This window comes from Azospirillum sp. A23 (genome assembly GCF_042938965.1).
Taxonomy (GTDB): Bacteria; Pseudomonadota; Alphaproteobacteria; order Azospirillales; family Azospirillaceae; genus Azospirillum; species Azospirillum melinis.
This window is the reverse complement of sequence record NZ_CP170669.1, coordinates 206182-229490: the sequence shown is the minus strand read 5'-3', so window position 1 is coordinate 229490 and position 23309 is coordinate 206182. Positions and strand designations below refer to the sequence as shown.

23 protein-coding genes and 1 pseudogene are annotated in these 23309 nt (G+C 69.1%); 20 read left to right on the top strand and 4 right to left on the bottom strand.

Annotated elements, in window-relative coordinates:
- The first annotated feature begins 63 nt into the window (after positions 1-63).
- From ABNQ40_RS33745 to ABNQ40_RS33735, 3 genes are read left to right on the top strand one after another with little or no spacing between them, the layout of a single operon-like run.
- A complete protein-coding gene (locus tag ABNQ40_RS33745) occupies positions 64-1653 on the top strand; it encodes a class I adenylate-forming enzyme family protein (protein WP_199235295.1) in 1590 nt (529 codons plus the stop codon).
- Positions 1650-2831, top strand: coding sequence for an acyl-CoA dehydrogenase family protein (locus ABNQ40_RS33740; RefSeq protein WP_391349341.1), 1182 nt, complete (start codon positions 1650-1652; stop codon positions 2829-2831). The genes ABNQ40_RS33745 and ABNQ40_RS33740 overlap by 4 nt, the downstream gene beginning before the upstream one ends.
- 12 nt (positions 2832-2843) lie before the next feature.
- The gene (locus ABNQ40_RS33735; RefSeq protein ID WP_391349339.1) at positions 2844-3725 is read left to right on the top strand and encodes a branched-chain amino acid ABC transporter permease; all 882 of its coding nucleotides are present in this window, start codon (positions 2844-2846) and stop codon (positions 3723-3725) included.
- A gap of 9 nt (positions 3726-3734) precedes the next feature.
- Here ABNQ40_RS33735 and ABNQ40_RS33730 read toward each other — a convergent pair whose 3' ends face one another.
- On the bottom strand, positions 3735-3863 hold the full coding sequence (locus ABNQ40_RS33730) for a hypothetical protein (RefSeq protein WP_391349337.1): 129 nt from the start codon (positions 3861-3863) through the stop codon (positions 3735-3737).
- Between ABNQ40_RS33730 and ABNQ40_RS33725 the strand changes: the two genes are divergently transcribed.
- The 7 genes and pseudogenes from ABNQ40_RS33725 to ABNQ40_RS33695 all read left to right on the top strand — a co-directional run bounded on the left by ABNQ40_RS33725 (position 3808) and on the right by ABNQ40_RS33695 (position 10637).
- Positions 3808-4689, top strand: a complete 882-nt coding sequence (locus tag ABNQ40_RS33725; RefSeq protein WP_391349443.1) for a branched-chain amino acid ABC transporter permease — start codon at positions 3808-3810, stop codon at positions 4687-4689. The two genes, ABNQ40_RS33730 and ABNQ40_RS33725, sit on opposite strands and share 56 nt — an antisense overlap.
- A complete protein-coding gene (locus ABNQ40_RS33720; protein ID WP_109049228.1) occupies positions 4682-5464 on the top strand; it encodes an ABC transporter ATP-binding protein in 783 nt (260 codons plus the stop codon). Before ABNQ40_RS33725 ends, ABNQ40_RS33720 begins: the two co-directional genes overlap by 8 nt.
- Entirely contained in the window at positions 5461-6183 is a 723-nt protein-coding gene (locus ABNQ40_RS33715) for an ABC transporter ATP-binding protein (RefSeq protein ID WP_109049229.1), read from the top strand. Before ABNQ40_RS33720 ends, ABNQ40_RS33715 begins: the two co-directional genes overlap by 4 nt.
- A gap of 24 nt (positions 6184-6207) precedes the next feature.
- Positions 6208-7369: pseudogene (locus ABNQ40_RS33710) on the top strand (thiolase family protein).
- The gene (locus ABNQ40_RS33705; RefSeq protein ID WP_391349335.1) at positions 7369-7785 is read left to right on the top strand and encodes a Zn-ribbon domain-containing OB-fold protein; all 417 of its coding nucleotides are present in this window, start codon (positions 7369-7371) and stop codon (positions 7783-7785) included. Before ABNQ40_RS33710 ends, ABNQ40_RS33705 begins: the two are co-directional and overlap by 1 nt.
- A gap of 49 nt (positions 7786-7834) precedes the next feature.
- Positions 7835-9034 carry an amino acid ABC transporter substrate-binding protein gene (locus ABNQ40_RS33700; RefSeq protein WP_109049232.1) on the top strand — a complete coding sequence of 400 codons (1200 nt, stop codon included), beginning with the start codon at positions 7835-7837 and terminating at the stop codon, positions 9032-9034.
- 1 nt (position 9035) lies between these two features.
- Positions 9036-10637, top strand: coding sequence for an enoyl-CoA hydratase-related protein (locus tag ABNQ40_RS33695; protein ID WP_391349333.1), 1602 nt, complete (start codon positions 9036-9038; stop codon positions 10635-10637).
- 297 nt (positions 10638-10934) lie between these two features.
- Here the strand turns inward: ABNQ40_RS33695 and ABNQ40_RS33690 are convergent, their stop codons facing one another.
- Both ABNQ40_RS33690 and ABNQ40_RS33685 read right to left on the bottom strand, forming a co-directional pair.
- Entirely contained in the window at positions 10935-12290 is a 1356-nt protein-coding gene (locus tag ABNQ40_RS33690) for an ABC transporter ATP-binding protein (protein WP_247879714.1), read from the bottom strand.
- A gap of 109 nt (positions 12291-12399) precedes the next feature.
- A complete protein-coding gene (locus tag ABNQ40_RS33685) occupies positions 12400-13299 on the bottom strand; it encodes a LysR substrate-binding domain-containing protein (RefSeq protein ID WP_109049235.1) in 900 nt (299 codons plus the stop codon).
- Positions 13300-13404: 105 nt separating this feature from the next.
- Here ABNQ40_RS33685 and ABNQ40_RS33680 point away from each other — a divergent pair, with 105 nt between their 5' ends.
- From ABNQ40_RS33680 to ABNQ40_RS33635, 10 genes are all read left to right on the top strand, one after another.
- Positions 13405-14592: a trans-sulfuration enzyme family protein gene (locus ABNQ40_RS33680; protein WP_391349331.1), complete on the top strand. Its 1188-nt coding sequence runs from the start codon at positions 13405-13407 to the stop codon at positions 14590-14592.
- A 72-nt stretch (positions 14593-14664) separates the two neighbouring features.
- Positions 14665-15717 (top strand): amino acid ABC transporter substrate-binding protein, encoded by a 1053-nt coding sequence (locus ABNQ40_RS33675; protein WP_109049237.1) that lies wholly within the window; start codon positions 14665-14667, stop codon positions 15715-15717.
- A 37-nt stretch (positions 15718-15754) separates the two neighbouring features.
- Positions 15755-16915: an amino acid ABC transporter permease gene (locus ABNQ40_RS33670; RefSeq protein WP_109049238.1), complete on the top strand. Its 1161-nt coding sequence runs from the start codon at positions 15755-15757 to the stop codon at positions 16913-16915.
- A gap of 40 nt (positions 16916-16955) precedes the next feature.
- A complete protein-coding gene (locus tag ABNQ40_RS33665; RefSeq protein WP_109490867.1) occupies positions 16956-18044 on the top strand; it encodes an amino acid ABC transporter permease in 1089 nt (362 codons plus the stop codon).
- Complete coding sequence (locus ABNQ40_RS33660; protein ID WP_109049239.1) at positions 18044-18820, top strand: amino acid ABC transporter ATP-binding protein; 777 nt, start codon at positions 18044-18046, stop codon at positions 18818-18820. The genes ABNQ40_RS33665 and ABNQ40_RS33660 overlap by 1 nt, the downstream gene beginning before the upstream one ends.
- A 302-nt stretch (positions 18821-19122) precedes the next feature.
- Positions 19123-19671, top strand: coding sequence for a DUF1826 domain-containing protein (locus ABNQ40_RS33655; protein WP_247879715.1), 549 nt, complete (start codon positions 19123-19125; stop codon positions 19669-19671).
- Complete coding sequence (locus ABNQ40_RS33650) at positions 19661-19798, top strand: hypothetical protein (RefSeq protein ID WP_158285559.1); 138 nt, start codon at positions 19661-19663, stop codon at positions 19796-19798. Before ABNQ40_RS33655 ends, ABNQ40_RS33650 begins: the two co-directional genes overlap by 11 nt.
- A 22-nt stretch (positions 19799-19820) precedes the next feature.
- On the top strand, positions 19821-20591 hold the full coding sequence (locus ABNQ40_RS33645) for a metal ABC transporter ATP-binding protein (RefSeq protein ID WP_109049241.1): 771 nt from the start codon (positions 19821-19823) through the stop codon (positions 20589-20591).
- Positions 20588-21472, top strand: a complete 885-nt coding sequence (locus tag ABNQ40_RS33640) for a metal ABC transporter permease (RefSeq protein ID WP_109490868.1) — start codon at positions 20588-20590, stop codon at positions 21470-21472. Before ABNQ40_RS33645 ends, ABNQ40_RS33640 begins: the two co-directional genes overlap by 4 nt.
- A 31-nt stretch (positions 21473-21503) precedes the next feature.
- Positions 21504-22439: a metal ABC transporter substrate-binding protein gene (locus ABNQ40_RS33635; RefSeq protein ID WP_391349326.1), complete on the top strand. Its 936-nt coding sequence runs from the start codon at positions 21504-21506 to the stop codon at positions 22437-22439.
- A 45-nt stretch (positions 22440-22484) separates the two neighbouring features.
- On the opposite strand, the gene ABNQ40_RS33630 is transcribed toward ABNQ40_RS33635, so the two are convergent.
- Positions 22485-23201 (bottom strand): GntR family transcriptional regulator, encoded by a 717-nt coding sequence (locus ABNQ40_RS33630; protein WP_391349324.1) that lies wholly within the window; start codon positions 23199-23201, stop codon positions 22485-22487.
- Positions 23202-23309 lie beyond the last annotated feature (108 nt).

The following is a 23309-nucleotide window of genomic DNA, read 5'->3' as shown; positions in this document are numbered from 1 at the left end:
ATTAAAACACAAAAGGGAATAAAGTCCTCAACGATCCAATGAAAAGCAGGGAGGAGCTTGGTCATGAGTTTGACAACCGGCATGGACCGACCGGCCGCCGCACTGGTGGCGCGGGCCGCCGCCTCCAACGTGGGAAGCCTGTTCCTTTCCACCGCGCGGCTTTATCCGCACCGCATCGCCATCGAGGATGACGGCCAGGACGAGGCCCGCATCCTGACCTTCGCCCAGCTGGCCGAACGGGTGAACCGCAGCGCCTCGGCGCTGGCGGCGCTGGGGGTGACACGCGGCGCCCGTGTCGCCGTGCTGTCCGAGAACCGGCTCGAATACATCGAGACGCAGCTTGCCTGCGCTTTGCTGGGAGCGATCACCGCCTGCCAGAACTGGCGCCTCAGCCCGCGCGAGCTGGAGCACTGCATCGGCCTCGTCGCGCCGACGGCGATCCTGGTCTCGCCCCGCCATACGGGTATCCTGTCGGACACCGCCGCCGCCGGGATTCCGGTGATAGAATTCGGCGCGGAGTGGGAGCGCCGCCTTGCCGCCGCCTCTGCCGACACGCCGCCGGACGTCGCCGAGCCGGAGGATCCCCTGCTGATCCTCTATACGAGCGGCACCACCGGCCTGCCCAAGGGGGCGGTGCTGACCCATCGCAGCCAGCTGGCCCGCATGACGGCGGCGCCGTTCGACCTGGGGGTGCGGCCGGGCAACACCAACCTGTGCTGGCCGCCGCTCTACCACATGGGCGGCACCGAGCCGGCGCACTACGCCCTGCTGACCGGCGGACGGGTGATCGTGCTCGACGCCTTCGATCCCGACCGGATCGCCGACAAGATCGAGACCGAGCGGTTCGAATGGGTGTCGATCATGCCGGGCACGCTGGGCCGGATGATCGAGGTGCTGGAGCGGCGCGGCGTCAGGCCGCTCGGCCTGCGCACCTGCGGCGTGATGGCCGATCTGTCGCCGCCCGCCGAGGTGGCGCGGCTGAGCGAACTGCTGGGCGCCGACTTCCTCAACTGCTTCGGATCGACCGAGACCGGCACCCCGCCGCTGTCCGGCCGCCAGCTTCCCCGCGGCGCCACCGGCGATCTCGGCAAGGCGCCGAGCGTCGGGGCGGAAATCCGGCTGGTCGACCCGGACGACAACGACGTTCCCGACGGCGGCATCGGCGAACTCGCCATGCGCGGCCCGACGCTGTTCAGCGGCTATTGGAACAACGAGGCGGCGACCCGGCAGGACTTCCGCAACGGCTGGTTCCACATGGGCGACCTGCTCCGCCGCCGGCCGGACGGCCTCTACGATTTCGTCGACCGTGCCAAGTACCTGATCAAGTCGGGCGGCGAGAACATCTATCCCGCGGAGATCGAGCGCGTGCTGGTCGGCCACCCCGACGTGCGCGACGCCGTGGTCGTGCGCCGGAAGGACGCCCGCTGGGGCGAAATCCCGGTGGCGGTGGTGGTGTCCGCCAACCCCCGCCTGGAGGCCGCCGAACTGTCCGCCCTGTGCCGGCGGGAACTGGCCGGATTCAAGCAGCCCAAGGCGATCCACTTCGTGCCGCCCGAGCGCATCGTCCGCTCCACCACCGGCAAGGTGCAGCGCGGCGTCATCGAAAGCTGGGTCGAGAGTTGGGTCGATAGCCAGACGGTGGAGCCATCATGAGCGACTGCCTGTCCACATATGCCGCCGCCGCCACCGGCGACGATGCCGCCGAAATCGACGCGCTGGTCCGCACCGTGAGCGGCTTCGTCCAGGCCTCCCTGCGGCCGCACGAGGAGGCGGTGGACCGCGCCGACGACGTCGATCCCGGCCTGATGCGCGACCTGCGTCGGTCGGCCGCCGATCTCGGCATCTACGGCTACAACATGCCGGAGAACATCGGCGGGCCGGGGTTGAGCCGGGTCGCCATCTCGGCCATCGACGAGGCGACTGGCCACACCAGCATGCCGCTGGCCGAAGCCTGCGGCCATCTGCCTGGATCGCTGCTGTTCGCCGACGCGGCCCAGCACGACTGGTTCGTCGGGCCGCTGATGCGCGGCGAACGCACCGTCGCCTATGCCCTGACCGAGCCGGACGCCGGTTCCGACCTGAACGCGCTCAGGACACGGGCGCGGCGGACCGACGGCGGCTGGCTGCTGTCGGGGGCCAAGACCTTCATCTCGCATGCGGAGACCGCCGACCACACCATCGTGCTGGCGGTGACCGACCGCGACGCGCCGCTGAAGGGGCGGCTGACCACTTTCATCGTGCCGCGCGGGGCACAGGGCTTCACCATCGAGCGCCGCTTCCGCAAGCTGGGCTGGCACGGCTACCACCTCTCGGCGCTCGGCTTCGACGACTGTTTCGTGCCGGACGACCATGTGCTGGGCGCGCCCGGTGCCGGTTTCGGCGTGATGATGGCGACCATCAACAACGACCGGCTGTTCGTGTCCTGCCGCTGCGTCGGCATGGCCCAGCGGCTGATCGATCTGGCGGTGCCCTATGCCCGCGACCGCACCACCTTCGGGCGGCGGCTGGCCGACCATCAGGCCATCGCCTTCATGCTGGCGGACTGCGACGTGGAGATCGACGCCGGCCGGCTGCTCTGCGCCAAGGCGGCGCGCCTGTCGGACCAGGGACATCCCGACGCCCGCATCGCCGCCTCGCGCGCCAAGCTCTACTGCACCGAGATGGTCGGGCGGGTAGCCGACCGCGTCCTCCGAATCTTCGGCGGGGCCGGCTTCATGGCCGATCTGCCGGTGGAGCGCATCTATCGCGACGCGCGCGGCTTCCGCATCGGCGAGGGCACCTCGGAGATGCAGCGGCTCCAGATCGCGCGCAGCCTGATCGACCGGATGTGAGGACAATCGCGGATGGAAACCACGCTTCTGGCCCAATCCCTGCTGCTGGCCCTGACCACCGCCGGGCTCTACGCCGCCATCGCCTCCGGCCTCACCCTGGAATTCGGCGTCACCGGCATAATCAACTTCGCCCATGGCGAGTTCGTCATGCTGGGCGCCTTCCTGACCTATTTCCTGTACGAGACGGCGGGCGTGCCGCCGCTGGCCGGCATGCTGCTCGCCGGTCTGGCGATGACGGCGCTGTCCTGGCTGGTCTTCGACGGCTTCCTGTCGCGGGTGCTGAAACAGGACGAGCACAACCAGATCCTCGCCACCATCGGGCTGTCGATCCTGCTGATCAATCTGGCAATGATCGCCTGGACGCCGGACGCCCGGGTGATGCACGCCCCGCCCCTGCTGCCGGCGTTGCAGCTCGGCGACATCATCGTTCCCGGCAACAATCTGGTCGTGCTGCTGGTCGGCATCGCGCTTTATGCCGGGATGATCTGGTTCATGCGGCACACCCGCCAGGGGCTGCTGCTGCGTCTGGCCGCCGACGACCCGCAGCTGGCGGTTCTGGCCGGGGTGGACGTCGCGCGGATGTTCCGCCTGTCCTTCCTGATCGGCGGGCTGACGGCCGGCATCAGCGGCGGGCTGGTGGCGCTGATCCTCTATGTGCAGCCGCTGGTCGGCGTCGATCTGGTGATGCGCGCCTTCGCCATCGTGGCGCTGGGCGGGCTGGGCAGCATCGGCGGCGCGCTGATCGGCGCGGTGCTGCTGTCGGCGGCGGAGAACCTGACCGCCACCTTCGTGCCGGGCGGGGGAAGCTGGGGCTACGGCGTCGCCTTCGTCATCATCGTCCTGGTGCTGGTCGTGCGGCCCACCGGCCTGTTCGGATCGGAGCGGCGCGCATGAAGACCAAACTCACGCGGCTCCTTCCCTATCCCTCATCCTGCTGGCCACGCTGGCGCTGGTCTGGATCGACAAGCCCTTCTCGATCCAGCTCGCCATCGGCGTCGCCATCACCGCGATCACGGCGCTGGCCTGGGACATCCTGTCGCGCACCGGCCAAGTGTCGCTGGGGTCGGCGGCCTTCTTCGGCATCGGGTCCTACACGCTGGCGATCTTCGAGCCGCTGATCGGGCTGGCGCTGGCCTGGATCGCGGTCGTTGTGGTCTGCGCGCTGGCGGCGACGCTGCTCGGCCTGCTGACCCTGCGGCTGCGCCGGATGTATTTCGCCATCGCCACGCTGGGCTTCGCCCTGTCGATGCAGGTGCTGGTCGTGGTCTTCCCCGACTGGACCGGCGGCTCGGGCGGCATCGCCCCGCCGGTGCTGGCGGACGGCGATCCGCGCTGGCAGCTCGCGCTGATCGGGCTTCTGCTGCTGGCGGCGGTGGCCCTGTCGGACGCGCTGCTCGGCCTGCGCTTCCGCCCGGCCTTCTTCATGATCCGCACCAAGCCGGAACTGGCCGCGGCCAGCGGCGTGCCGGTGGTGCGCATGAAAATCTTCGCCTTCATCGTGTCGGGCGTGCTGATCGGTCTGGCCGGCGCCTGCTACGGCGGGCTCTACGGCTATGTCGTGCCGACCGACGTCTTCACCACCAACTGGAGCGTGCTGCCGCTGGCCATCGCCACGCTGGGCGGCATGGACACCACCATCGGCCCGCTGCTGGGCGCCATCGCGCTGAAGGCGCTGGAGGAGGTGGCCCGCTCGGTCATCGGCGGCACCGGCTATCAGGTGGTCTACGGCGCCGTGATCATCCTGTTCGTCATCGGCATGCCGCAGGGGATCGTCGGCCTGCTGCGCAAGGCCGGAACGCTGGCCGGGCGCCGCACCGCGGCCGGCGAGAAGAAGAAGGAGCGGGAACGCCATGCCTGACACAGCCTCTCCCGATCCCACCCGGCGGTCTGCACCGCAATCCGGCGGCGCGATCCTGACGGTCGAGGATTTGACCGTGGCCTTCGGCGGCCTGAAGGCGCTCGACGGGGTGTCGCTGTCCATCGCGGCGGGCGAGATCACCGGCCTGATCGGCCCCAACGGCTCGGGCAAGAGCACGCTGGTCAACACCGTGTCGGGCCAGCTTCCCGTCCGCGGCGGACGCATCCGCCTGCATGGCGGCGACGTGACCGGGCGGCGCCCCGACCGGATCGTCCGCGCCGGGATGGCCCGCACCTACCAGATCCCGCGTGTCCCCCCAACCCTGACCGTCGAGGAGGTGCTGTCGGTTCCGCTGCTCTATGCCGGGCGCGACCGCCACCGGCTGCCGGGGCTGGGCGACGCCGCCGCCATCGCCGCCTTCTGCGGGCTGGGGCCGCTGTTCCGCCGCTTCTGCGGCGACCTGTCGGTGACCGACCTCAGGCGGCTGGAGATTGCCCGCGCGCTCGCCTGTGCGCCCGACCTCCTGCTGCTGGACGAGGCGATGGCCGGCCTGTCGCACGAGGATTCGGTGGAGGTGATGGGCCTCATCCGCAATGTCCACGAACAGGGGATCAGCATCGTGATCATCGAGCATCTGATGCGCGTCATCACCACCCTGTGCCACCGCGTCGTGGTGCTGAACAACGGCCGCCTGCTGGCCGAAGGGGCGCCGGCCACGGTGCTGGCCGACCAGGCGGTGCGGGAAGCCTATCTCGGCAAGGGGTTCGCCGCATGAGCCGCTTCGTCGGACGGATCGGCGGCGCCTCCTACGACCGCCTGCGCGTCCTCCACCAGCTCGACATCGCGGTGGAGAGCGGGCACATGCTCGTCATCCTCGGCTCCAACGGCGCCGGCAAGACCACGGCGCTGCGGGCGCTCGCCGGCACCGTCGCCACCAGCGGCCGCCATCTGGCGCTGGACGGCGAGGACCTGAGCGGCTGCGCGCCGTGGCAGCTTCCGGCCCATGGCGTGGTGCTGGTGCCGGACGGGGCGCGCTGCTTCCCGAACCTGAGCGTCGAGGACAATCTGCTGGGTGCCCATGGCGCCGCGGCGGGCCGGCGGCGGCAGGCACCTTACGGGCAGCTGCGCGACATGGTGTGCGGCTATTTCCCGATCTTGCGCGACCGCAGCCGCCAGATCGCCGGAACCATGAGCGGCGGCCAGCGCCAGATGCTGGCGATCGGCCGCGCCCTGATGGCCGAGCCGTCGGCCCTGATCCTGGACGAACCGTCGGCCGGGCTGGCCCCGATCATCGTCGAGGAGCTGTTCGTGACGCTTGCCAAGATCAAGCGCGAGACCGGCTGCGCCATCGTCATGGCCGAACAGAACGTCGGCTACGCCACCCACATCGCCGACCATTGCGTCGTGCTGGAGGAGGGGCGGACCGCCCTCTCCGGACCGATGGCCGAGGTCGTCAACCATCAGAAGCTGCGCAGCGCCTATCTGGGCATCTGACGCAGCGGAAACGGAGCACACCCCATGCCGGCAGTCGGTTCCGACGTCGTCATCGCGGGCATCGGCGAAACCCCCGTCGGTCGCCTGCCCGGCTGGTCGCCGGTCGAAATCCAGGCGGCGGCGGTTCTCGCGGCGCTGCGCGACGCGGGCTTCGCCCTGTCCGATCTCGACGGGCTGATCAACCTCGATCCCTACGCCACCCCCAACAGCATGTTCTCGTCCACGCTGGCCGAGCATCTGGGCGTGGCCCCCCGCTTCGCCTGCACGGTCGATGTCGGCGGCACCGTCACCGGCATGACCATGCTGCAGCAGGCGGTCTGGGCCATCGAAAGCGGCTATTGCGACGTGGCCGCCTGCGTTTATGGCGAGAACGCCCTGACCGGCCGCCCCGCCGGCGCCCAGGGCCTGCACATGCACAATCTGCTGGGCGGGGAGGAGTGGGAGGAGCCGTTCGGCCTGCACGGCATGGTCATCCCCTACGCCCTGCTCGCCCAGCGCTATCTCGACCTCTACGGCGCCACCGACGCGGATCTGGCGGCGGTCGCCCTGGTCACGCGCCGCCACGCCCTGCTGAACGACAACGCGCAGATGCGCAAGCCGATGACGCTGGAGGATTACCGGGCCAGCCGCCTCATCAGCAGCCCGCTGCGCCTGTTCGACTGCTCGCTGGTGTCGGACGGCGGCGGCGCGCTGGTTCTGACGCGGGCCGGACGGACGCCGCAGGGCCGCGGCCGCAGCGTCGCCATCCGCGCCATCGGCATGAAGACCACCCACAACTCGGTGACCCTGATGCCGGACATTCCGGACCTCGGGATGGCTGCCGCCGGTGCCGACGCCTATGAGGCGGCGGGGATGGGGCCGGAGGACATCCAGCTCGCCAACCTGCACGACGCCTTCACCATCTCGGTCCTGGTGTCGCTGGAAGCGCTGGGCTTCGCCCGGCCGGGCGAAGGCGGGGCGCTGGTCCGGTCGGGCGCCATATCTCGGCGGCCGCTGGCCGCTGAACCCGCATGGCGGCCTGCTGTCCCAGGCCCACATCGGCGGGATGCTCCACATCACCGAGGCGGTGCGCCAGCTGCGCGGCGAGGCCGGGCGGCGGCAGGTGGAGGGCGCGCGCCGGGCGCTGGTCAGCGGCAACGGCGGCATCTTCTCGGTCTGCGGCGCCATGATTCTGGAGAAGCCCTGATGCTGGATATGCTCGCCACCCCGCCGAACCCGACCGGGGCCAGCGCTCCCTTCTGGGACGCCTGCGACCGGGGAGAGCTGCTGTTCCCCAGATGCGGACGCTGCGGCCATCTCTTCTATTACCCGCGCCGGCATTGCCCGCTCTGCGGCGACCCGGGCCTCGGCTGGCAGCGGATGTCGGGCCGGGGCACCGTCTTCTCGCACAGCCATGTCCATGTCGCCTTCCAGGGCGGGGCGTGGGACAGCCAGCTTCCCTACACGGTGGTGCTGGTCGATCTGGCCGAAGGCCCGCGGATGGTCAGCCGGCTGATCGGCGGCGATGCTGCGGCCGTGCGGAGCGGCGATGCCGTGTCCGTCGTCTTCCCCCGGATCGGCGAGCGCCGATACCCCTTCTTCGAACGCGCCGCCGCCGGCTGAACCGGCGGAGACCACCCGCGGACAACGACCATAAAAACAGGAGGAAACCATGCGCTTCGTGAAACGGCTGGCGGCCGGCGCCGCAGCATTGGGCATCGCCGCGCTGGCGATGACCGGGCCAACCCCGGCCGCCGCGCAGACGGCGGAGCCGATCCGGATCGGCGTGCCGCTGCCGCTGACCGGCGTGCTGGCGGTGGGCGGCCAGACCATCCTGGCCGGCGTCCAGTTCGCGGCGGACGAGATCAACGCGGCCGGCGGCCTGCTGGGCCGGCCGGTCTCCCTGCTGATCGAAGACACCAAGAGCGAACCCAACACCGCCGCCACCATCGCCTCGAAGATGGTGACCGAGGACAAGGTCTACGCCTTCGTCGGCGGCTACGGCAGCACGGCCGATTTCGCCCTGCTCTCCAGCGTCAAGCGCTACAAGCCGCTGTTCATCCACACCGGTTCCTCGTCCGTCCGGCTGGAAAAGACCTTCGGCACGGAGGACTGGTACCATCATGTCTACATCTGGGATTATCACCGCCAGAAGGCGGCTTCGAGTTTCCTCGCCTCCATCGATCCCAAGGTCAAGACGGTGGCTCTGGCCTATGAGGACGGGCTCTACGGCGCCGACGCCGCCAAATATGCCGAGGAATATCTGACCAAGGCCGGGATCAAGCTGGTGATGAAGGAGCCGTTCAAATCCGGCTCGCCCGACTTCTCGCCGGTTCTGACCCGCGTCAAGTCGCTGAACCCCGACGCCTTCTTCTCCGTCGGCTATTCGGGCGACAACCTCCAGCTCGTCCGCCAGATGAAGAGCCTGGGGATCAAGCCGAAGCTGACCATGGTGGTGTCGGCCGGCGACCGCCGCGCCGACTACGGCGACATGAGCGAGGGGCTGACCATGATCACCGAATGGTCCACCGCCGACCGCACCCCGGCCGCCGCCGAGCTGATCCGCAAGGTGGAGGCCAAGGGCCAGACCATCGCTCCCGTCTTTCCCCAGGGCTATGTCGGCATGATGACCTTGGCCAGGTCCATCGAAAGCGCCGGCACGCTGGACCAGGACAAGGTGCGCCAGGCGCTCTCCACCGCCACCTTCGACACCCCCTACGGCAAGATCGGCTACCGGCCATCGGAGGGCGGCGGGCTGCACCAGCTTCTGTCGGACGAGACGATGGTCATCGTCCAGCACCGCAAGGAGGGCGAGGAGATCGTCTATCCGGCGGCCAAGGCGAGCGGCAAGCTCGTCTATCCGGCGCCGTGAGATGACGGTCCGCTTCGAACGGCGCGGAACGGTCGGGCTGATCACCCTGGCGAAGCCCGACCGCCACAACGCGCTGGCCGCCGATCTGGTGGCCGACCTTCTCGCCACGCTCGACCGGCCCGAGGCGTGTCAGGCCGCAGCCCTGGTCATTGCCGGCGACGGCCCGTCCTTCTGCGCCGGGGCCGACATCGGCGACCTGCTGGACGCCGGCTGGATGACGCCGGCGCCCAGTGGGACGACGCCGATTGGGCCGACGCCGATGGATGTGTTCGAGCGGCTGGACGGCCATCCCCGCCCGACCGTCGCCGCCGTCCATGGCCGGGCGCTCGGCGGCGGGTTCGAGCTGTCGTTGTGCTGCGATCTGGTCGTCGCAGCGGCGGATGCCGTCTTCGCGCTGCCCGAACTGGGGCTGGGGGTGGTGCCCAACACCGGGCTGGCGCGGCTGGCGCAGATCGCCGGCCCGCGCCACGCCCTGGACCTGATCCTGACCCGCCGCCGCATCGGGGCGGAGGAGGCCGCGGCGCTGGGGCTGGTCTCCCGCGTCGTCCCGCCCGGAAACGCCGTGGACAGCGCGGTGGAACTGGCGCGCGCAATCACCGACGGGACGCCGCGGGGGCCATCGCCACGGTCAAGCGCGCGGTGCGCCGCGCAGCCCCCCTCGACTGGACGGCGGTGCGCACGATGCTGGCCGAGCTGCCTCCCGGCGAATGGGCGGAGGGGCTGGGGGCGTTCCGCGACCGGCGGCGACCCGATTACAGCGAATTCTGGAGGACATCGGATGCGTGACGCCAAATCCTTCCAGGTCTTCGACCTGCATCACCATGTCGGCTCGCTCGACATTGTCGGCGCAAATGGGGGCGGGGCAGGCGAGGGGATGGCGGCGGATGCCGAACAGCGGATCGCCTTCATGGACCGCCACGGCATCGCCCAGGCCCTGCTGATGCCGTCGAACGGCTATCAGGCGCCGAACGGCATCGCCGACACCTGCCGGGTCAACGATTCCATCGCCGAATACCGCGATCGCTGGAGCGACCGTTTTCCGGCGGCGCTCGCCACCGTATCGCCGCTCGAAGGGGATGCGGCGCTGGACGAGATCGACCGTTGCATCCAGGTCCTCGGGATGAAGGGCATCGTCTGGCACCATCGCTTCCAGGGCTGCGCCATCGACCATCCGCGCATGGACGCGCTGCTGGAGCGCGTGCGCCATCACGGCGTGCCGGCCTTCATCCACATTATCGGCGATTCGAAACTGGAATCGCCATGGAAGCTGGAGGTGCTGGCCGAACGCTTCCGCGACGTGCAGTTCGTGGCACTGGACGCCTTCTCGTCCCCCGATTTCGCGCATTGGATGCCGCACATCGCGCGGCGTCATCCGAACATCCTGTTCGACACCGGGGTGATGGTTACGGTTTCCCACATGATCGAGCGTTTCGTGCGCGAGGCCGGAGCGCACAGGCTGCTGCTGGGCACGGATTTCTACTCCTCGCCCAAACTGTTCAGTGTTCCTTTCCCCCTGCTGGAGATCCTGGCATCCGACCTGACCGACACAGACTGCGCGAAGATCCTCGGCGGCAACGCCCGCCGCCTGCTGGGGCTTGCCTGAGAAACAGGCCGAGGCGATGCATCGCCTTGCCGCCTTGCCGCCGGGCTGACGTGAAGCGCTTCATCCGCCGCTGTCGGTTCTCGCGCCAGTTCTCCAGTTCCGGCGCGGGGGCTGACGGAACCATTAAGCGGTTTAAGACGAATGGGCTGAATTTACATAATATACATTATGCGTTTTTGTAAGGGCTGGGGGTAGGTTCTATCCTGAAGTGCAGCTTCCCCGTCATCTGAGCCCGCGGCCGACAGCCGACGCGCATCGGCTTCTTGCGTTATGCGGCGTCGCATAAGCTCGGTAGCCTCAGGCCAGTGCGTGCAGGCGGCCGTTTTCCAGGCGCAGGCTGCGGTCGGCCCAGCCGGAGAGCGGTAGCGCGCCGTGGCTCGCCAGAAGAACAGCGGAGCCATCGTTTCGGGCGGCAGCCGCCAGCACAGCCAAGGCATGGGCGGCACGCCCCAGGTCCAGTCCGCTCAGCGGCTCGTCGAGCAGAAACAGGCGGGGCCGTCCCGCCACCAGACCGGCCAACGCCACGAGCTGGCGCTCTCCGACGCTGAGGCTCTGCGGCGCGCGGTCCGCCAGCGGGGCGAGACCGAACTGCGCAATCGCCCGGCCCACCCGTTCGGCCCGGTCGGGTGGGCGCAGGCCGGCGCGGGTCAGGGCGAAGCCGATCTCCGTCCGCACCGTCTCGGCGAAGAAATGACGCGGCGGATACTGCGGCAAGAAACCGACGCGGCCCGGCAGGTCGCGCGGGCTGGGGTTGCGCAGGTCGGTAACGGTGACGGTGCCGTCCTCCAGCGGTTCCGCACCGATCAGGCAGCGCAGCAGCCTGCTCTTCCCTGCCCCGTTGACGCCGCTGAGATGGAAACGCCGCCCCGCCGGCACCATCATCGCAAGCCGGTCGAACAAGGGCGTGCCGTCGCCGCGTGGAACCCGCAGCCCTTCGGCATGCAGGACCGGCGCCTCCGCCGTGCTCCTGCCCTCCTCGCCTGGAACGTCCCCGCCCGGAACAGTCTCGCCGGGAACGGGCGGCGCCACGCGTCCGGCCGGGGCCGGCATGTGCAGATGGACGGCGGGCAGGCCGGTCAGCCGGTCCGGCCGGTGTTCGCTGACCAGCAGGATGCGCCCGATGGCGAGCCGCCGGCGGATGACGGAACGCAGCATCTGCACCCCGGCATCGTCCAGCAGGGCGAAGGGCTCGTCGAGCAGCAGCACCGCCGGATCGGCTGCCAGGGCGGCGGCAATGGCGAGGCGGTGGCGTTCTCCCATCGACAGCGTCTCGATCCGGCGGCCGGCTGCACCCTCCAACCCGACCTCGCGCAGGGCATCGGCGATCCGTGCCGCGCTTTCCCCGCTCGGCGGGAGGTGGGTGCGGAGGCCGGCCGTCAGTGCGGCCTCCACCGGGCCGGAGCGCAGGGGAACGTCGGGGATTTGCGGCACGAAGGCGACCGGACAGACGATCCCCCTCGGCACGGCGATGCCGCCTTCGACCGCCATCACCCGTCCGTCATGTCCCGGCAACCCGGCAAGCGCCCGCAGCACGCTGGTCTTGCCGGTGCCGGTGGGGCCGGTGATCAGGCCGCATTGCCCAGCGGTCAGCTGGACGCGGCCCAGCCGTAGCCATGGCGTTCCGTTGCCAACTATGACGATGGGTGGCTTCATCGCTCGCTCTCCACGCCCCGGTTCCCGGATGAGGGATACGTTATATTCAAAAGAATATATCGAGCGTGAGAATATATCGAGCATGTGCGCTGCACAAGCCGTCCTGCCTTCACTCGAAGGCATCCGCCCCGGTGGACGAGAAGGCCATCAATTCCTCGATGCAGTCGGCGACGATGCGGGATGGACGGCGGTTCGGCGGCAGCAGGAGCAGGGTGCGCGACCGGATCACCGGCTCGAACGCGCAGGCGACCAGACCACGGCCGAGATAGGGTTCGGTGGTCAGCGGACTGACCAGACCGCAGCCGATGCCGGCCTGCACCATGGCGCAGACCGTCGTCGAATAAGGAGTCTCCAGCACGATCTTCGGCATCACGCCATGGGCGGCCAGCACCCCGTCGAGCCGGCGGCGCGCGGTGTCCTCCGGAGCGAGGGCAATGAAGGGCGTGCCGTGAAGGTCGGCGGGATGCAGGACCTTGCGCTCTGCCAGCGGATGGCCGGCCGGGACCGCGATCACCAGGCGCTGCTGCATGAACAGCGTCGCATCCACCCCCGTCACGTCGATCTCGTCGGCCGCCAGCCCGACGTCGAACTGGCCGGAGGCGATCAGGTCCTTCACCACCGACGACATGCGCGCCTGCACGGTGATCGACACATCGGGATGCCGCAGTTGGAAAGCGCGCAGTGCCTTCGGAAGGACGGTGGTGCTGATCGCCGACTGGCAGGCGACCCGGATTTCGCCCGAGCCGAAATCGCGGATGCGGGCGGCGGCGGCGCGCAGATGGATCAGGCCCGAGAAGGACGAGGACACCTCCTGGAAGAACAGGCGCGCCTCCTCCGTCGCAATCATGCGCCCCTTCGCGCGGTGGAACAGCGGGAAGCCGATCTCCCGCTCCAACTCCTGGATCGCCTTGCTGACGGCCGGCTGCGAAATGCGCAGCACCTCGGCCGCACGCGACGCGGTGCCGTTGGTCATCACCGCGTGGAACACCTCGACCTGCCGCAGATTCATGGCATCCCCCCTATAACCCAGGAGAATAGACTAGCTGGAAATCAATATTGGACGAAATAGGGCCGGTGGCATCAAATCGGGGGTGTCAGTCAAAGGACGCCTCCCATGAAAGATCTCACCCAATGCGTGGTGAATCCTTCGGTCGCCACCGAAGGATTCGATAGCCTCAGCGTGCCCGTTCACCGTGGATCGACAATCGTCTTCGCCAATGCCGAAGGCTATGCGACACGCGGGGACCGCGGGCACACCGGATATACCTATGGCCTCTACGGCACGCCTACCACAAGAACGCTGGAAGCCAAGATGACGGCGCTTGAGAATGGCGCCTGGACTTTTCTTCTCCCGTCGGGACAGGCCGCCAACAGTTTTGCCGTCCTGCCCTTCCTGCAGGCGGGCGACAGGATGCTGATCGCCGACACCTCCTATCCCCCGGTGCGCGACTTCGCCAACCGGGATTTGGTCAGGTTCGGCATCGCGGTCGACTATTACGACCCGACCTCCGTCGCCGATCTGGAACGGCGGATCGACGGACGAACCAAGGTCGTGTGGTGCGAATCGCCCGGCTCCACCACGATGGAGGTCCAGGACCTGCCGGCCATCGCGGCGGTGGCGCACCGCCATGGCGCGCTGGTCGGCTGCGACAACACCTGGGCCACCCCGCTGAACTTCAAGCCGCTGGACCATGGCGCCGATCTGGTGACGGAAGCGCTGACCAAGTATATCGGCGGCCATTCCGACCTGCTGATGGGGTCCCTCACCGTACGGAACGAGGCCCTGATCGCGCCGATCCGCAGCGCTCTCGGCCGCTACGGGATCGGCGTTTCGCCCGACGATGCCTCGCTGGTGCTGCGGGGGATGGAGACGCTGGGTGTGCGGATGCGGCAGGCGTCCGACGGGGCGACGGCTCTGGCCGAACGGCTGGCCGGTCATCCGCTGGTGGCGGAGGTGCTGTATCCCCCCCTCCCCGCCTCTCCCGGCCATGCCGTGTGGAAGCGCGACTTCCTGGGAGCCAGCGGCGTCTTCAGCGTCGTGTTCACGCCCGCGGCGACTCCCCACGTCTCGCCGGCGCTCGACGTGCTACGGACCTTTGCCATCGGCGCCTCCTGGGGCGGCACCCGCAGCCTGATGGCGCCGATGCCGGTCAGGCGCAACCGCACTGCACGGCCATGGGCCGGCGAGGATCTGATTCTGCGCATCAGCGTCGGGCTGGAAGATTCGTCCGACCTGCACGACGACCTCACCGCCTTCCTCGACGACATCGCCGCACGGACGGCCGGGGCGCAGGCCGCCTGAAGGCGGCCGGATTGTAAAGGCCGCCGGAGGGCGGGCGGACAACAAGCAAGACGACGAACAGGGGTTTCCCGCATGACCGAACAGACATCCGGCCGGCGCCGCGCCGCCCGCCTTGCCATTGCAACAACCACGGCAATCCTGGCCTTCGCCGCGGCGACGCTTCCGGCGAAGGCCGGCACCACGCTCGACGCCGTGAAGGCGCGCGGCAAGGTGATCTGCGCCGCCAGCTCCGGCACCATCGGCTTCAGCGCGCCGGACGACAAGGGCTATTGGCGCGGTCTGGACGTCGAGACCTGCCGCGCGGTGGCGGTCGCCGTGTTCAACGACAAGGACAAGGCGGAATTCGTGCCGCTCAGCGGCCAGCAGCGGATCCCGGCCCTGCAGAGCGGCGAGATCGACATCCTGCCCCGCACCCTGACCTGGACCATTCAGCGCGACGGCAACGGCATCAACTTCACCACCCCCAACTATTACGAGTTCACCGGATTCCTGATGCCGAAAAACCTCGGCGTCACCAAGGTTCAGGACATGAAGGGCGCGTCGGTGTGCGTCCAGACCGGCTCGACCACAGAAGTGGTGGTGAACGACGTGTCGCGCGAGCATCAGCTCGGGCTGACGACCGTGGTCTTCGACAGCGTGTCGGCGCTGCGGCAGGCCTTCTTCTCCGGCCGCTGCGACGCGCTGATCACCGACGCGGCGGCACTCGCCTCCATCCGCGCCACCCAGGCGAAGAACCCGGCCGACTACGTCATCTTCCCGGCTTCCCCCTACATGGATGCGCTGACCCCGGCGGTGCGGCATGGCGACGACCAGTGGATGGACATCGTCACCTGGTCGTTCCAGGCTCTGACCGCGGCGGAGATGTTCGGCATCACCCAGGCCAACATAGACCAGAAGCTCGGCTCCGGCGATCCGCGCATCCGCCGCTTCCTGGGGGTGGAGCCCGGCAACGGCACGGCGATCGGGCTGGACGACAAATTCGCCTACAACATCGTCAGGCAGCTCGGGAACTATGGCGAGGTCTTCGACCGCAATCTCGGCGCCGGCAGCCCGCTGAAGATCGACCGCGGCTACAACCGCCTGTTCCGCGACGGCGGGCTGATGTTCCCGCTGGCCTTCCAGTAAGCCCCCCGCATCCGCACGGCAACCGGGAGATTGGCCCATGCTCGCCGCCCAGATCGCCACCCAGCTCACTGCCCTTTGGGACAGCCCGCGCCTCCGGGCCTGGGCCGGTCAGGCGCTTCTGCTGCTCCTCTTCGTCGGGACCCTGGTCTGGCTCGCCGCCAACACGGTGGAGAATCTGGCCGTCCGCAGCATCCGCGTCGGTTTCGACTTCCTCGCCCGCCCGGCCAACTTTCCGATCTCGGAAAGCGTGGTTCCCTACAGTCCGATGGACAGCTTCGCCTGGGCCTATGTGGTCGGGATCGGCAACACCCTGTTGATCTCGGCGATGGCGATCCTGTCCGCCACCCTGCTCGGCCTGTTCGTCGGACTGGCCCGGCGGGCCAGGCACCCGATGCTGTCGGGAGTGGCCGGCGTCTTCGTCACGGCGGTCCGCAACACGCCGCTGATCGTGCAGTTGCTGTTCTGGTACGCGCTCGCCACCACGGCCCTGCCGGCCCCGCGCAACGCGTTGCACCCCCTGCCCTACGTCTATCTGTCGCAGCGTGGTCTCTATCTGCCGGGCATCGAGTGGAGCGGCAACGGCTGGGGCTTCGCGGCGGGGACGGCGGCCATCCTCGTGGCCGCGGCGGTGCTGGCCCGGCGGCTGCGCCGGCAAGGCCGGACGGCCCCTGCCCTGCCCGCCATCGGAGCGGCGGCGGCTGTCCTGGCCCTCGCCTGGGCCACCGGCATCGGCGCCGCGGCGAGCCTGCCGGAACTGCGCGGCTTCAACTTCAGCGGCGGGATGCGGCTGTCGCCGGAATTCGCGGCGCTGATGGTCGGGCTGGTGCTCTACACCGCGGCCTTCATCGGCGAGATCATCTGCGGCGGCATCGACGCCGTCGGCCGCGGCCAGTGGGAGGCCGGGCGGGCGCTCGGCCTCAGCGAGCGGCAGACGCTGATGCGGATCGTCATGCCGCAGGCCCTGCGGGTCATCATCCCGCCGCTGACCACGCAATATCTCTCGACGGTCAAGAATTCCACCCTGGCGCTTGCCGTCGGCTTCCCGGAACTGGGGCTGGTGATCGGCACCGTCATCAACCAGACGGGCCAGGCGCTGGAAAGCATCGCCATCCTGCTCGCCGTCTATCTGACCATCGGCGCCGCGGTCTCGCTGCTGATGAACTGGTGCAACGCCAGAACCGCACTGGTCACGCGATGAGTGTCACGCGATGAGCCGGCCGATGGGAGAGTTTCCGATCATGACCATGACCACCGCCATTCCCGCCGCGGCAGCGGACGGACCGCCGAAGCGCCGCCGCACCCCGATCCTGCAAATCCTGTTCGGCGACCTGCTCGCGGCCGGCTTGACCGTGATGACCGGCGCCCTCGTCCTGGCGCTTTTGCCGGCGCTGCGCTGGGGCGTGCTGGATGCCGTGTGGAGCACGGCCGATCCCGGCCGCTGTGGTGCCGGCGGTGCCTGCTGGGCCTTGGTCGCCGCCAAGATCCGCTTCATCCTGTTCGGCGTCTATCCGGCCGACGAGCAGTGGCGGCCGCTGGCCGTGATCGGGCTGGTTCTGGCAATGGTTCTGGTGTCGCTGCCGCCCCGCCATTGGGGGCGCCGCCTGCTGATGGCCTGGGGGGTGGCAATCGGCGCGATGCTGGCGCTGATGTGGGGCGGTTTCACCGGCCTGCCCTTCGTCTCCACCGCCAACTGGGGCGGCCTGCCGGTCACGCTGCTGCTGGCGATCCTCTCGCTGGGGCTGGGGTTTCCGGTCGCCGTCACGCTGGCGCTCGGCCGCCGCTCCAAGGTGCCGGTCCCGCGCTTCCTGTCGGTGCTGGTGATCGAGACCATCCGTGGCATGCCGCTGGTCGGGCTGCTCTTCATCTCCTCGATCATGATGCCGCTGCTGCTGCCCGCCGGCTGGTCGGTCGACAAGCTGGGCCGCACGCTCGCCGCCCTGACCATCTTCGCCGCGGCTTATCTGGCGGAGGTGATCCGCGGCGGCCTGCAGGGCGTCCCCGGCGGACAGATGGAGGCCGCCCGCGCGCTCGGCATCCCGGTGTGGAAGGCGGTGTGGCATGTCGTGCTGCCCCAGGCGATCCAGAAGGTCATCCCGCCGCTGACCAACACCGCCATCGTCATGGTCAAGAACACCAGCCTGGTGCTGATCGTCGGCGTCTTCGACATGCTGAGCGCCGCGCGCACCGCCGCCTCCGACCCCGTCTGGCCGGCCCCCTATGCGGAAAGCTACCTGTTCGTGGGGGCGGTCTATTTCCTCATCTGCTTCGCCATCTCGCTTTACGCCCGCTGGCTGGAAGGCCGCGTCCAGGAAAAGGATCTGCGCTGATGACCTCCCCCATGCCTGTACCCTCCCTTGCCCCCGCTGCCGCGAGCCCCGCCATCCTGATTGAGGCGGTCGACAAATGGTACGGCACCTTCCAGGTGCTCTCGAAGGTCGACCTGACCGTGGCGGCGGGAGAACGCATCGTCGTCTGCGGCCCGTCGGGGTCCGGCAAATCGACGCTGATCCGCTGCATCAACCGGCTGGAGGAGCATCAGGCCGGCCGCATCGCCGTCAACGGGGTGGAACTGACCGACAGCGTGCGCAACATCGATGCCGTCCGCCGCGGCGTCGGCATGGTGTTCCAGCACTTCAACCTGTTCCCCCATTTGTCGATCCTCGACAACTGCGCCCTGCCGCAGATGCTGGCGCGCGGCACCCCGCGCCGGGAGGCCGAGGACCGGGCGATGCAGCTGCTGCGGCGCGTCCGCATCGCCGAGCAGGCGACGAAATTCCCCGGCCAGCTTTCCGGCGGGCAGCAGCAGCGGGTGGCCATTGCCCGCGCCCTGTGCATGGAGCCGCAGGTGATGCTGTTCGACGAGCCGACCTCGGCGCTCGATCCGGAGATGGTGAAGGAGGTTCTGGAGACCATGGTGTCGTTGGCCGAGGACGGCATGACCATGATCGTGGTGACGCACGAGATGGGCTTCGCCCGCCGCGTCGCCGACCGGGTGGTCTTCATGGATGCGGGACGGATCGTCGAATGCGCCGGGCCCGACGAGTTCTTCGCCTCCCCGCGTCACGAACGGACGCGCAGCTTCCTGCACCAGATTCTCCAGTGACGTCGGCCCTGCAACCTCGTGCTGGACCGACAGGTTGGCGAAGTAACCGAAAGCCCCGGAGGCGCCGCGCCACCAGCAGCGCGGTCAGCAGGGCCGGGCGGAGCAAGAACGCGCTTGCAATATATGTTATGATATAACATTACTGCGGCATTGCCGTTTTCCGCCGAGGCCGCATGCAAAGCCTTCCCAATTCTCCGGCCCCCGTCACCATGCGGCCGTCCGCCGGTCCGAAGGGACATGGCCAGCCAGCCCGGTGCCGTACTGCCAACGCCTTATCGGTCATCCGGCGCTTCGACGTTAACTTGGCTGTCTGGCGCCGCCGGTTGCCGGCCGGGATCTCCGGACAGTGCGCCCAGCTCGCGGAACAGGACTGGCCGTCCTTCCAACTCGCGACGACACCGGATGAGGTGACCGCCGATCTGGCCGCCGCCCTGCCGTCGCGCTGGAACGCGGGGCCGCTGTTCGACGACATCGTCCATCTGGTGACGGTGTATGCGGGCATCCTCGGATGCACTGCGATCCGGCTTCGCCTGGACAGCATGTCCGGTGACGGCTGCCGGTTTTTCCATGTCGATCATGTCGGCCTCCGCCTGCTCTGCACCTACCGGGGTGCCGGCACGCAGTGGCTGCCCGACGGGGCGGTCACCCGCCCGGCACTGGGCCGTGGCGACAACGATGCCGTGCTGTCCGATCCGCGCCGCATCCAGATGCTCCGTGCCGGCCATGTCGCCCTGCTGAAGGGAGAGGCATGGCCCGGCAACCGCGGGCGCGGTCTCGTCCATCGCTCGCCGCCGGCCGACCCGTCCGGTGCGCGCCGCCTGCTGCTCTGCCTGGACCATAATGATCACTGACCGCTCCCGCTCGCCGTTGGCCGCCTCCGCGCTGAGCCGGATCGCCGCCGCCGCTCTTTTGTGTGCCCTCCTGTGGCTGACGGTCGCCTGGGCGCTGGATTGGGCGCTGGATTGGGCGCTGGATTGACCACTGGACCGGACGATCTGACATGGCATCGACCACCGCTGACGCACTGGCTAATCCGCTCATCCGCCTGACCGACCTCACTCTGGGATACCGGCGGCATCCGGCGGTCCACCATCTGTCCGGCGGCTTCCGGGAGGGTTCGCTCACCGCCGTGGTCGGCCCCAACGGTGCCGGCAAGAGCACCCTGCTCAAGGCGATCGTCGGCGCGCTGCGCCCCCTCGACGGCCGGGTGACGCTGCACGGACTGACCGCCGCCGACATTGCCTATCTGCCGCAGCAGGCCGAGATCGAACGCGATTTTCCCATCGATGTGCTCGACACCGTCCTGCTCGGACATTGGCGGCGGGTCGGTCTGTTCCGCTCCATAGGGCCTGCCCTGACGCGGCAGGCCGGGGAGGCGCTGGCCGCCGTCGGCCTGTCCGGCTTCGAGCGGCGTCCCATCGCCGCCCTGTCGGCCGGCCAGTTCCAGCGCGTGCTGTTCGCCCGCCTGCTGCTGCAGGATGCCCGCCTGATCCTGCTCGACGAGCCCTTCACCGCCATCGACGCCAGGACGACAGCCGATCTGCTCGGGGTCGTGCGGCGCTGGCATGGCGAACGGCGCACCGTGGTCGCCGTGCTGCACGATCTGGAGCAGGTCCGCAGCCATTTCCCCGACACGCTTCTGCTGGCGCGCGAGCCGATCGCCTGGGGCCGAACCGCCGACGCACTGGCTCCCGCCAACCTCGTCCGCGCCCGTGCGATGGCGGAATCCTGGGACGACAAGGCCGCGCTTTGCCGGAGGTCAGCGCCATGACCCTCTATGACGTCGCCGCCGCCCCCTTCCTGGAGTTCGGCTTCATGAGGCGGGCGCTCGCCGCCTGTCTGGCGCTGTCGCTCGGATGCGGCCCGGTGGGGGTTCTGCTGGTGCTGCGGCGGATGAGCCTGATGGGCGACGCCATGTCCCATGCCGTGCTGCCCGGCGCCGCCATCGGCTTTCTCGCCGCCGGCCTGTCCTTGTGGGCGATGAGCATCGGCGGCTTTCTCGCCGGGCTGGCGGTGGCGCTGCTCGCCGGGCTGGTGTCGCGGGTGACCGCCTCGCGCGAGGATGCCAGCTTCGCCGCCTTCTACCTGATCTCGCTGGCCGGCGGGGTGCTGATCGTCTCGCTGCGCGGCAGCAACGTCGACCTGATGCATGTGCTGTTCGGCACCATCCTGGCAGTGGACGATGCCGGTCTGCTGCTGGTCGCCGGCATCGCCACCGTCACGCTGCTGACGCTGGCCCTGCTCTACCGCCCGCTCGTCGTGGAATGCTTCGATCCCGGCTTCCTGCGCGCGGCCGGCGGCACGGGAGGGCGGCTGGGCGCGCTGTGCCACCTCGTCTTCCTGGTGCTGGTGGTCCTCAACCTCGTCGGCGGCTTCCAGGCGCTGGGCACGCTGATGGCGGTGGGGCTGATGATGCTGCCGGCCGCCTCGGCGCGCTTCTGGGCCGAGGGCATCGCCACGCTGGCGCTGACCGCCATGGCGCTCGCCTTCGCGTCCGGCATCGGCGGCCTGCTGCTGTCCTTCCACCTCAATCTGCCGTCCGGGCCGTCCATCGTCCTGGTCGCCGGGGCCGGCTACCTGCTGTCGCTGGCGCTGGGGCCGGTCGGCAGCCTGCGGACGCGCTGGTTTCCCGGCCGGCATCTGGAGGCCTGATGTCCGTGCTTCCTTCCAAGGAGACTTCCCGATGAAACGTTCATTCGCCGCTTCCCTGGCGATGGCGATGGCGCTTTTCGCGCTTCCCGCCATGGCCGAACCGGTGAAGGTGGTCGCCACCTTCACCATTCTCGGCGACATGGTCCGCCAGATCGGCGGCGACGAGGTCGCGGTGACGACGCTGGTCGGCCCAGACGGCGACGCCCATGTCTATGAACCGACCCCCGCCGATGCGCGTGCACTCGGCGCCGCCAAGCTTGTCGTCGTCAACGGCCTGGGCATGGAGGGCTGGATCGACAGGCTGGTCAAGGCGTCCGGCTACAAGGGCCCGGTCACCGTCACCAGCACCGGCGTCAAGCCCATTGCCGGCGAGGTGGAGCATGACGAAGCCGGCCATGAGGACCACGGCCACGATCACGGCCACGATCACGGCGCCCACGACCCGCACGCCTGGCAGTCGGTCGCCAACGCCAAGATCTATGCCGACAACATCCTCAAGGGCCTTGTCGCCGCCGCTCCCGACAAGGCCGCCACCCTGCGCGCCAACCACGCCGCGTTCAAAGCGAAGCTCGACGCGGTGGAGTCGGAGATCAAGGCCGCGCTGAAGCCGATCCCGCGCAAGGACCGCAAGATCGTCACTTCGCACGATGCCTTCGGCTATTACGGCAAGGCATACGGCGTCACCTTCCTCGCCCCTGTCGGCATGTCCACCGAATCCGAGGCGGCGGCCGGCGACATCGCCAAGCTGATCCGCCAGATCAAGACGGAGAAGATCAAGGCGGTCTTCGTCGAGAACATCGCCGATCCGCGCCTGCTGGAGCAGATCACGCGGGAGACCGGTGCGCGCATCGGCGGGCGGGTCTATTCCGATGCGCTGTCGGCGGCGGACGGCCCGGCGGCGACCTACGTCGACATGATGCGCCACAATCTGGCCCAGTTCACCAAGGCGCTGGCGCCCGCCTCCTGACGGCATGGCGGGACGGGGCGGGCATTGTCCCCGCCCCGTCCCGCCTTATTGAGGCGCGGGACCGTCGAAGGGGTAACGCAGGGTTTCGCGCGCGTAGGCCTCGACATACGCCATCAGCCGGTCCGAGGCGGCGGCCGCTTCCTCCGCGTCGCCGCGGTGGATCGCCAGCATCAGGTCGGCATGGGTCTTGGCCCCATCCTCCAGGCTGCCGATATGGGCATGGTAATTCTGGAACCAGAATCGGCGGGACAGCGACCGCAGCGGCCGGATGGTCTGGGCCGCCACCGGGTTGCGGGCGCTCTGGTCCAGCAGCTGGTTCACCTCCTGGTCGAGATGCATGAAACGCATGCCGTCGCCGTTGCGGGCCGCCTCCAGCATCTCGCCGGCGATGGCACGGCACCGCTCCCGTTCGGGGGCAAGCGCGTAACGGGCGGCGCGCCGGGCGATGAGGCGTTCCAGCTCGCGCCTCACGTCCAGCACGTAGAGCTGAAGCTTCACGTCCACTTCGGTGACCATGATCCCGCGTGACGGGACGATGGTCACCAGGCCGTCCATCTCCAGCCGCTTCAACGCCTCGCGCACCGGGGTGCGGCCGATGCCGAGCTGCGCGCTGATCTGCTTCTCCGACACGAAGCTGCGCGGCGGCAGCGTGCCCGACACGATCAGTTCCTCGATGGCAGCATAGGCCTGATCGGCCATCGATCCGGTTTCGATCTGGGCTCCCGCCTGCTGTCCCATCTGCTGACTGGCCGGCTCTGTCACCCTGTCGCCCCCGTCTCCTGGCACCGGTTCGAGCCCGGCCCGATCCAACGCCCGCCCGCGTTTCCTATCCTGGCTTTAGCGCGCCGGGACCGGAGACGCAAGCGGGCG

Excerpts from the sequence above, each read along its gene's own strand:
- ABNQ40_RS33745 (WP_199235295.1), top strand. The coding sequence starts at position 64 with ATGAGTTTGACAACCGGCATGGACCGACCGGCCGCCGCACTGGTGGCG.
- ABNQ40_RS33740 (WP_391349341.1), top strand. The coding sequence starts at position 1,650 with ATGAGCGACTGCCTGTCCACATATGCCGCCGCCGCCACCGGCGACGAT.
- ABNQ40_RS33735 (WP_391349339.1), top strand. The coding sequence starts at position 2,844 with ATGGAAACCACGCTTCTGGCCCAATCCCTGCTGCTGGCCCTGACCACC.
- ABNQ40_RS33730 (WP_391349337.1), bottom strand. The coding sequence starts at position 3,863 with ATGTCCCAGGCCAGCGCCGTGATCGCGGTGATGGCGACGCCGATGGCG.
- ABNQ40_RS33720 (WP_109049228.1), top strand. The coding sequence starts at position 4,682 with ATGCCTGACACAGCCTCTCCCGATCCCACCCGGCGGTCTGCACCGCAA.
- ABNQ40_RS33715 (WP_109049229.1), top strand. The coding sequence starts at position 5,461 with ATGAGCCGCTTCGTCGGACGGATCGGCGGCGCCTCCTACGACCGCCTG.
- ABNQ40_RS33705 (WP_391349335.1), top strand. The coding sequence starts at position 7,369 with ATGCTGGATATGCTCGCCACCCCGCCGAACCCGACCGGGGCCAGCGCT.
- ABNQ40_RS33700 (WP_109049232.1), top strand. The coding sequence starts at position 7,835 with ATGCGCTTCGTGAAACGGCTGGCGGCCGGCGCCGCAGCATTGGGCATC.
- ABNQ40_RS33695 (WP_391349333.1), top strand. The coding sequence starts at position 9,036 with ATGACGGTCCGCTTCGAACGGCGCGGAACGGTCGGGCTGATCACCCTG.
- ABNQ40_RS33690 (WP_247879714.1), bottom strand. The coding sequence starts at position 12,290 with ATGAAGCCACCCATCGTCATAGTTGGCAACGGAACGCCATGGCTACGG.
- ABNQ40_RS33685 (WP_109049235.1), bottom strand. The coding sequence starts at position 13,299 with ATGAATCTGCGGCAGGTCGAGGTGTTCCACGCGGTGATGACCAACGGC.
- ABNQ40_RS33680 (WP_391349331.1), top strand. The coding sequence starts at position 13,405 with ATGAAAGATCTCACCCAATGCGTGGTGAATCCTTCGGTCGCCACCGAA.
- ABNQ40_RS33675 (WP_109049237.1), top strand. The coding sequence starts at position 14,665 with ATGACCGAACAGACATCCGGCCGGCGCCGCGCCGCCCGCCTTGCCATT.
- ABNQ40_RS33670 (WP_109049238.1), top strand. The coding sequence starts at position 15,755 with ATGCTCGCCGCCCAGATCGCCACCCAGCTCACTGCCCTTTGGGACAGC.
- ABNQ40_RS33665 (WP_109490867.1), top strand. The coding sequence starts at position 16,956 with ATGACCATGACCACCGCCATTCCCGCCGCGGCAGCGGACGGACCGCCG.
- ABNQ40_RS33660 (WP_109049239.1), top strand. The coding sequence starts at position 18,044 with ATGACCTCCCCCATGCCTGTACCCTCCCTTGCCCCCGCTGCCGCGAGC.
- ABNQ40_RS33650 (WP_158285559.1), top strand. The coding sequence starts at position 19,661 with ATGATCACTGACCGCTCCCGCTCGCCGTTGGCCGCCTCCGCGCTGAGC.
- ABNQ40_RS33645 (WP_109049241.1), top strand. The coding sequence starts at position 19,821 with ATGGCATCGACCACCGCTGACGCACTGGCTAATCCGCTCATCCGCCTG.
- ABNQ40_RS33640 (WP_109490868.1), top strand. The coding sequence starts at position 20,588 with ATGACCCTCTATGACGTCGCCGCCGCCCCCTTCCTGGAGTTCGGCTTC.
- ABNQ40_RS33635 (WP_391349326.1), top strand. The coding sequence starts at position 21,504 with ATGAAACGTTCATTCGCCGCTTCCCTGGCGATGGCGATGGCGCTTTTC.